The 7,815-nt window shown below is 66.8% G+C and carries 7 protein-coding genes; all 7 read right to left on the bottom strand.

All coding sequences use genetic code 11. The features are described 5' to 3' along the window. Window positions 1-597, bottom strand: a 597-nt coding sequence (locus RIN79_RS14045) for an AAA family ATPase (RefSeq protein WP_309085295.1), incomplete at its 3' end; no start/stop codon positions are given. A 13-nt stretch (window positions 598-610) separates the two neighbouring features. Continuing rightward, window positions 611-1,477 (bottom strand): outer membrane protein assembly factor BamD, encoded by an 867-nt coding sequence (locus RIN79_RS14040; protein WP_309085294.1) that lies wholly within the window; start codon window positions 1,475-1,477, stop codon window positions 611-613. Window positions 1,478-1,649: 172 nt separating this feature from the next. Further along, the gene (gene lpxC, locus RIN79_RS14035) at window positions 1,650-2,633 is read right to left on the bottom strand and encodes a UDP-3-O-acyl-N-acetylglucosamine deacetylase (RefSeq protein WP_309085293.1); all 984 of its coding nucleotides are present in this window, start codon (window positions 2,631-2,633) and stop codon (window positions 1,650-1,652) included. A 227-nt stretch (window positions 2,634-2,860) separates the two neighbouring features. Next, a complete protein-coding gene (gene ftsZ / locus RIN79_RS14030; protein WP_309085292.1) occupies window positions 2,861-4,528 on the bottom strand; it encodes a cell division protein FtsZ in 1,668 nt (555 codons plus the stop codon). Between the two features lie 69 nt (window positions 4,529-4,597). After that, window positions 4,598-5,908 (bottom strand): cell division protein FtsA, encoded by a 1,311-nt coding sequence (gene ftsA, locus RIN79_RS14025; RefSeq protein ID WP_309085291.1) that lies wholly within the window; start codon window positions 5,906-5,908, stop codon window positions 4,598-4,600. Further along, window positions 5,905-6,804, bottom strand: coding sequence for a cell division protein FtsQ/DivIB (locus RIN79_RS14020; RefSeq protein ID WP_309085290.1), 900 nt, complete (start codon window positions 6,802-6,804; stop codon window positions 5,905-5,907). The genes ftsA and RIN79_RS14020 overlap by 4 nt, the downstream gene beginning before the upstream one ends. After that, a complete protein-coding gene (locus tag RIN79_RS14015; RefSeq protein WP_309085289.1) occupies window positions 6,792-7,718 on the bottom strand; it encodes a D-alanine--D-alanine ligase in 927 nt (308 codons plus the stop codon). Before RIN79_RS14015 ends, RIN79_RS14020 begins: the two co-directional genes overlap by 13 nt. Window positions 7,719-7,815 lie beyond the last annotated feature (97 nt).

Below are 7,815 nucleotides of genomic sequence, written 5' to 3'. Positions count from 1 at the left end.
CTTCGACAATTCCTCGACCGAGGCGCGCAGATAATCGGCCTCGCGCGCGGCCGCCTCCACCCTGGCGCGGTGGCGGGCAAGCTCCTGCTCGGCCTGACGCCAGTCGCGAAAAGCGGCGCGCACGGCAGCCGTGCGCGCGCCAAGGCCGCCGAAAGCATCGAGAAGCTCGCGATGGGCGGAGGGGTCAACCAGGGCCCGCTCGTCGTGCTGGCCGTGGATCTCCACCAGCGCGCGCCCGACCTCGCGCATCAGGGTGACGCTCGCCGGCTGGTCGTTGATGAAGACGCGGGTGCGTCCGTCGGCCGCCTGAGTGCGGCGCAGGATGATGTCGCCCTCGTCGGAAAAGGCGTTCTCGCGCAGGATCTCGCGGGCGGGATGGACCGCCGGCACGTCGAAGACCGCGGTCACCTGGCCCTGCTCCGCGCCGTGGCGGACGAGCGAGGCATCGCCCCGCGCGCCGAGCGCGAGGGAGAGCGCGTCGAGCAGGATGGACTTGCCGGCACCGGTCTCGCCCGTCAGGACCGAGAGCCCGGCGGAAAAATCGATGTCGAGCCGTTCGATCAGGACGATATCGCGGATCGAAAGGTGCGACAGCATCGACGGTCCGGCGTCAGCCCCCCGTAATCAGGGAGGCGGCGCGCGAAATCCAGGACCCCGTGTCCTCACGCGGCTGCAGCCCGCCCGATTGCAGGAGCGTGTAGGAATCCTTGTACCACTGGCTTTCCGGGAAGTTGTGGCCGAGCACGGCGGCCGCCGTCTGCGCTTCCGAGGCGATGCCCATGGCGAAATAGGCTTCCACCAGGCGCGCCAACGCCTCTTCCACATGGCGCGTATTGGGATAGTTCTCGACCACGCCGCGGAAACGCCTGATGGCGGCGATATATTCGCGCCGCTCCAGATAGTAGCGGCCGACCTGCATCTCCTTGCCGGCGAGCTGGTCGCGGGCGAAGCGGATCTTCGCCTGCGCGTCCGTCACATATTCCGACTCGGGCCAGCGGTCGACCACCTGCTGCATGGCCTCCATGGTGAGGCGCGATTCGCGCTGGTCCTGGGTCACGTCCTTGATCTGGCGGAAATAGCTCATCCCGACGAGATACTGCGCATAGGCCGCGTCCTCGCTGGTGGGATAGAGGCTCACATAACGTTTCCCGGCATTGATCGCGTCGGTATACTTGCCCTGCCGGTAATTGGCGAAGGTGTTCATGACCAGCGCCTTGCGAGCGAATTCCGAATAGGGATGCTGGCGGTCGACGGCCTCAAACTTGGCGACGGCCTCCTTCATGCGGCCGGCATTGAGGTTGGCCAGGCCCTGATTGTAGAGAACGTCGGCGGGTTCGGTCTGCTCGACATAGGCGGAAAGGTCGAGATCCCTCTCCGCGTTGCAGCCAGCAAGCAGGAGCGGCGCGGCGATCGCGGCAAGCGCCAGCGCGCGCGCCCGCGGCCGGCGGAAATTGCTGGCAATATGTGTGGAAACCATTCGCAATCCGTTCCTCTGCAATGGCGGAACAAAAATGTGCCCGCACTCATAGGCACAAAGCCCGCGCGCGGCAACGCTATCCGGCTCCATTGGCACATTTTTGTGGCGGGCCGCCATGCCCCCTCTCCCGGCCGGCCGGATATCCACCGCCGCAGCGGGACGGGGTTGCGCCTCAGAGGGTCCAGGGCGCGTAGAGCGGCGCCTTGACGGCTACCATCTCCGCACCGCGGCCGCGCTCGCGGCGGGTCGCCTCGACGATCTCGAAGGCGGAATGGTCGGTCAGGAGCCGCTTCAGGGCGGCGGCATTCACCCCGTGGCCGCCGCGATAGGAGCGGAAACAGCCGATGAAGCGCGCGCCGGCAAGCGCCAGGTCGCCAACGGCGTCGAGCATCTTGTGGCGCACGAACTCGTCGGGATAGCGCAGGCCTTCCATATTGATGACGCGGTGGTCCTCGCCGATCACGACGGAGTTCTCCAGCGAGGAGCCTAGCGCGTATCCGGCCGCCCACAGCCGCTCCACGTCGCGGATGAAGCCGAAGGTGCGCGCCCGCGCGATCTCGCGCGCGAAGCTTTCCGGCGTCAGGTCGAGGGCGAGCTTCTGGCGGCCGATGGCCGGGCTGTCAAAATCGATGGCGACCTCGAAGCGGGTTCCCCGATAGGGCACGAACTCGGCCCAGGAGCTGCCCGATTCGAAGCGCACCGGCTTCAGGATGCGGATATAGCGCTTCTTCTCAGCAAGCTGCGCGATGCCCGCCTGGGCGAAGGCCTCCACGAAGGAAAAGGCGCTGCCGTCCATGATCGGCACTTCCGGCCCGTCGATCTCGATCGCCACATTGTCGATGCCGATGGCGGAAAGCGCCGCCATCAGATGCTCGACCGTCGCCACATGGTCGCCGGCCGGATTGCCGAGGCCGGTGCAGAAATCGGTGGCGCCCACTTCCGCCGCCAGGGCGCGGATGAGCCTGCCTTCGGCGCCCTCATCGACGCGCTGGAACACGATGCCAGTGTCGGCCTCGGCGGGGCTGAAATGGACCGACACGGCCTTGCCGGTGTGAACGCCGACACCCGACAGCGTGAAGCGCGACTTGAGAGTCGTCTGATATTCGAGCAATTTTACCCCCGACCAGCCAGCGGCCTGCGTCTTGCGATTCGTCATCCGGGACGACTCTTTTTAGGTGCAGGTCTCCCCCGCCCTGCCCTGATTCAGCAGGCGGAAGATAGTGTCCCCCGCCGCCTGCGCCAAATCACGGTTTCTTACCCCATGTTATCGGGATGGCAAGCTTGCTTTCCCGGGGTAAGTTGCTGTTCCACAACTCTTTTCCAAACGAGGGACGGGCGCCGGGGCGCCCGTCCGTTCACATTCGTTAAGAATGCGTTACCGGTTCAGTTCGCCTGCCGCCGGAGGAAGGCGGGGATTTCCAGCTGATCCTCCTCCTGCGCCTGGCGCGGTGCCTGCGCGACGCGGCCGTGCTCGTCGAGCTGGGCGCGGCGCGGGGCGTAGAGCTGGCTCTCGGTAGCGGCGACGCGGCGCGGATCGGGCTGGCGCAGACGCGGCTCGGGCGGCTGTGCGGCGTAGCTTTCCTCCTCGCGGCGGGCAAGGCCGTTGGTGAGGCGCTTCAGGAGCCCCATCGGCCCGCGATCCTCCTGCTCGGGCGCGGCCTGACGCGCGGCGCCGGCCTGGAATTCCGCCTGCACGACTGGCGGGAAATCCTCGACGCGCGGCATGCGCGGCGCGGGCGCCTCCTGCACCGGCACCGGCTGCGGCGCAGGCGCCGGGGCGGCCGGGCGGACCATCTGCTCGGGAGCGGAAGCGGCAGGCCTGAACAGCTTGCTCTGCGGCTGGAAGCCTGCCGGCTGGGCCGGTGCCGCACCATGTTCGGCGGCGCGGATCGCTTCCGCTACCGGATCATGGGCGGCCTCCATAGGGGACTGCATGACGGGCTCCTTGGCGACCGGCGCCTGGGCGACGGGGGCAGGCTGCGGCGCCGCCGGGCGCGGCTCCAGGCCGGCCGCAGTCTTGGACTGCACCTGGACCGGCCGCGGCTGCTGGCGGATGGCCGAAGGCGGCGCGGAGATCTCGTGCGCCGACTTGTCGATGCCGGTGGCGACGACCGACACGCGGATGACGCCTTCCAGCTCCTCGTCGAACGTGGCGCCGAGGATGATGTTGGCCTCGGGATCCACCTCCTCGCGGATGCGGGTCGCCGCCTCGTCCACCTCGAAGAGGGTGAGGTCGCGGCCGCCGGTGATGGAGATCAAGAGGCCCTTGGCGCCGCGCATGGAGGTCTCGTCGAGCAACGGATTGGCGATCGCCGCTTCCGCCGCCGCCATAGCGCGGCCGTCGCCCGAGGCTTCACCGGTGCCCATCATGGCCTTGCCCATCTCGCGCATGACCGAGCGCACGTCGGCGAAGTCGAGATTGATGAGGCCTTCCTTGACCATCAGGTCGGTGATGCAGGCCACGCCGGAATAGAGCACCTGGTCGGCCATCGCGAAGGCGTCGGCGAAGGTGGTCTTGTCATTGGCGATGCGGAAGAGGTTCTGGTTCGGGATGACGATGAGGGTGTCGACGCATTTCTGCAGCTCCTCGATGCCGGCATCCGCCGTCTTCATGCGCCGCTGGCCCTCGAAATGGAACGGCTTGGTCACCACACCGACGGTAAGGATCCCCTTCTCGCGCGCCGCGCGCGCCACGACCGGCGCCGCCCCGGTGCCGGTGCCGCCGCCCATCCCGGCGGTGACGAAGCACATATGCGTGTTCGACAGATGGTCGAGGATCTCGTCAATGCATTCCTCGGCGGCCGCCTGGCCCACCTCGGGCTGCGAGCCGGCGCCGAGGCCCTCGGTGACGGCGGCGCCGAGCTGGATGAGCCGCTCGGCCTTGGACATGGTAAGCGCCTGGGCGTCGGTGTTGGCCACCACGAACTCGACCCCCCTGAGTCCCGCGGTGATCATGTTGTTGACGGCGTTGCCGCCGCCGCCCCCGACCCCGAAGACGGTGATTCTCGGCTTCAGCTCGGTGATATCCGGCTTTTTGAGATTGATGGTCATTGTCCTCGTCCTTTCCGCCTTTCCCGCCGCCTCGCCGCTGCGGCTATTGTCAACCGGGGCCGTTCCCCGTCAGAAACTGTCACGCAACCACTGTCCGACACGCTGCAACTTGCCGCCGGTTCCGGTGGCACGCATGAAGATGCCCCCCTTTGTCCCCCGGCTTTCGAATTCCGCCACCTGCGGATAGATCAGCAGGCCCACGGGCGCCGCAAAGGCGGCCCCCTTAGCCGCCTCCGGCAGGCCTGCCACGCCGAGCGGCCGGCCGAGGCGGACATTCCGCCCCAGAAGCCGGCGCGCGGCCTCGGGAAGGCCGGCGAGCTGGCTCGCACCACCCGTGAGAACCACGCGGCGTCCGACCAGGCTGCCATAGCCCGACCGGTTGAGCCGGTCGCGCAGAAGTTCGAGGATCTCCTCGACGCGCGCCCGCACGATGCGGGTCATCACCGAGCGGGGCACCTGCAGGGCCTGCTCGGCTTCATCGCCCCCCATGGGCAGGATCGTCACCATGTCGCGGTCATCGGCGGCGCTGGCCGGCAGGGCCGAACCGTGCATCACCTTCAGCCGCTCGGCGTCCTCGAGCCTGATCGACAGGCCGCGTGCCAGGTCCATGGTCACATGGTTGCCGCCGACCGGCATGGCATCCGCATGGACGAACTTGCCTTCCACGAAGACCGACATGGTGGTGGTGCCGCCGCCCATGTCGATGCAGGCCGCGCCCATTTCCATCTCATCATCCACCAGCGCCGCCAGCCCGCTGGCATAGGGCGTGGCGACCATGCGCTCGACTGAAAGATGCGAGCGGTTGACACAAAGCTCCAGGTTGCGAAGCGGCACGGCATCGGCGGTCACCACATGCATGTCGACGCCGAGCGTGTCGCCCACCATGCCGCGCGGATCGCGGATGCCGCGCTCAAGATCAAGCGAGAAGCCGACGGCCAGGGAGTGGACCACCTCGCGCTCGGCGCGCAGGGCCTGGCGCGCGCCGGCCAGCAGCACCCGGGCGATGTCGGCATTGGCCGCCTCGTGGCCGCCGAGATTGATCGTGGCCGACGCGGTCTCGCTGCGCAGCCGTCCCGCCGAGACATTAACGATGAGCGAATCGACCGTGAGCCCCGCCATGCGCTCGGCGGCGTCGACGGCAAGCCGGATCGCCTGCTCTGCGCGGTCGAGATCGACCACCACGCCCGACTTCACCCCTTGCGACTTCTGATGCCCGATGCCGATCACCTTGATCCGGTGCGTGCGATGCGGCAGAGCCCGCATATTCTCATCCGGCAGAAGCTTGGCGATGATGCAGCAAACCTTGCTCGAGCCAACGTCGAGGACAGTGATGATGCCCGAGCGCTGCACAGTGCCGCGATTTCCGAGGAGCCAGTTCATATCCTGGCTCCGTTCTTGCGCTGCTTCTGCAACTCCTCGAAGGCCTTCTTGCGCGCTTCGGCCGCCTCCGGCGCAAGCGCTACGGTCAGGCGGTCGGCGAGCCGGAGGTCGATCGCCATGATGTCGCGAGAGAAGAGCGAATATTCGGCATCGAGCCGAGAGGCCTCCGAGAGCGCCGCTTCCACGTCTTTCTCCGGCAGTTTGATGGTCACGCCATTGTCCAGCCTCAAATCCCAGCGCCGGTCGGCGACGCGGATATAGGCCCTGACGCGGCCCTGAAGGCCCCGCACCTTTGAGACGGCGCTGACGAAGCCGGGACCGGCCTTGTCGGCCCCCATGCCGATCACCAGCGGGAGGCTTGCATGGCGGCCGCCGCCAAAGGGCGCGATCACGTCGCCGTCCTCCTCGATGATCGCCACCTGATTGCCCTGCTGCCACAGGGCAAAAGGCTTCTTCTCGACCATCTCGATGGCGAGCGTGGCGGGATAGACCTTGCGCACCGTGGCGCTTTCCACCCAGGGAAGCTCGACAATGCGTTCACGCGCCTGGCGCACATCAAAACCCACCATGGAGGTCCAGCCGTCCAGACCGATCTGCTGCAGGACGTCGATTTCGGAGGTCTCGGTGTTTCCGGTGACCTCCACGTGATTGATGGCGAAGCCGACGCGCGAGGTGACCGCCTGCACGACCGCCTCCGAATGACCGCCCTGGACGGTTCCGTAAAGGCCGGTCAGCGCGAACAGGGCAGCCGTTGCCATGGTGGCGGCATAACGCGGCGGCTCGGCCTCGCCCAGCCGCATGCGCTGGGCGATCCGCGCTGGCTTGCGCAGCAAGCGCGGCAAGACGATGCCGTTCTCGCCGGAGCGCCACTTTCCCATCGCGGTCAGCGCGAACAAGACGCGTCCTCCACCATCCAACTCAACAGCGCCCCAAAACTCATTCCCACCTGCGCGGCTATGTCCGGCACCAGGGAGGTCGGCGTCATGCCGGGCTGCGTGTTGATCTCCAGCCAGACGAGGCCGCTTTCATCTGGAAGCCGGTCGTCGAAACGGAAGTCCGAACGGGTCACGCCCCGGCACCCGATCGTCTGGTGTGCCTTCAGAGATATTGTCTCAATTTTTTGGTAAATTTTCCGTGAAATTTCCGGCGGGCAAATGTGTTTTGATCCACCGGGCACGTATTTCGAATCATAGTCGTAGAATGCGTGCCCCACCGGCACGATCTCGCACACGCCAAGCACCCGGTCCCCCATCACCGCGCAGGTGAATTCGCGACCCTCGATGTAGCGCTCCACCATGACCCGGTCGCCATAGGCCCATTCCGACGAACCCAGGATCTGCGGCGGATGCGCCTGCCCTTCGCGCACGATCACCACGCCGAAGCTCGAACCCTCGGCCACCGGCTTCACCACATAAGGCGGTTCCATTGGATGCTCGTTGCCGATCTCGAAGCGGCTGAGCACGCGGGACGGCGCGACCGGAATGCCAACCGACTGCGCTATGATCTTGGCGAGCCCCTTGTCCATGGCGAGCGCGGAGGCGAGCACGCCCGAATGCGTGTATGGAATGCCGAGAAACTCCAGCACGCCCTGAATCGTGCCGTCCTCACCAAAGGGGCCATGCAGGCCGTTGAAGGCGACGTCGGGCTTCAGCTCCGACAGAACGCGACCGATGTCGCGATCCACGTCCACGCGCGTGACGCGATAGCCTTCGGCCTCGAGGGCATCGGCGCATGCATTGCCGGAAGAGAGCGATACGGGCCGCTCGGACGAGAAACCGCCCATGAGCATGGCCACATGCTTCTTCATCATTCGCCACTGCCCCTCTCAAGCCGTGCCAGGCACGGCGCCTTGCAACCCAACGCGTAAGAAACCTCGAGCAGGACCCCCGCTCGCTTATGTCCATCCA

It is taken from the genome of Chelativorans sp., assembly GCF_031180965.1.
Lineage (GTDB): Bacteria > Pseudomonadota > Alphaproteobacteria > Rhizobiales > Rhizobiaceae > Chelativorans.
This window is presented reverse-complemented; position numbering and strand designations above follow the sequence as displayed.

Bases quoted from the DNA above. Each gene is read 5' to 3' on its own strand.
- RIN79_RS14040 (WP_309085294.1), bottom strand. From the start codon at position 1,477: ATGGTTTCCACACATATTGCCAGCAATTTCCGCCGGCCGCGGGCGCGC.
- lpxC (WP_309085293.1), bottom strand. From the start codon at position 2,633: ATGACGAATCGCAAGACGCAGGCCGCTGGCTGGTCGGGGGTAAAATTG.
- ftsZ (WP_309085292.1), bottom strand. From the start codon at position 4,528: ATGACCATCAATCTCAAAAAGCCGGATATCACCGAGCTGAAGCCGAGA.
- ftsA (WP_309085291.1), bottom strand. From the start codon at position 5,908: ATGAACTGGCTCCTCGGAAATCGCGGCACTGTGCAGCGCTCGGGCATC.
- RIN79_RS14015 (WP_309085289.1), bottom strand. From the start codon at position 7,718: ATGATGAAGAAGCATGTGGCCATGCTCATGGGCGGTTTCTCGTCCGAG.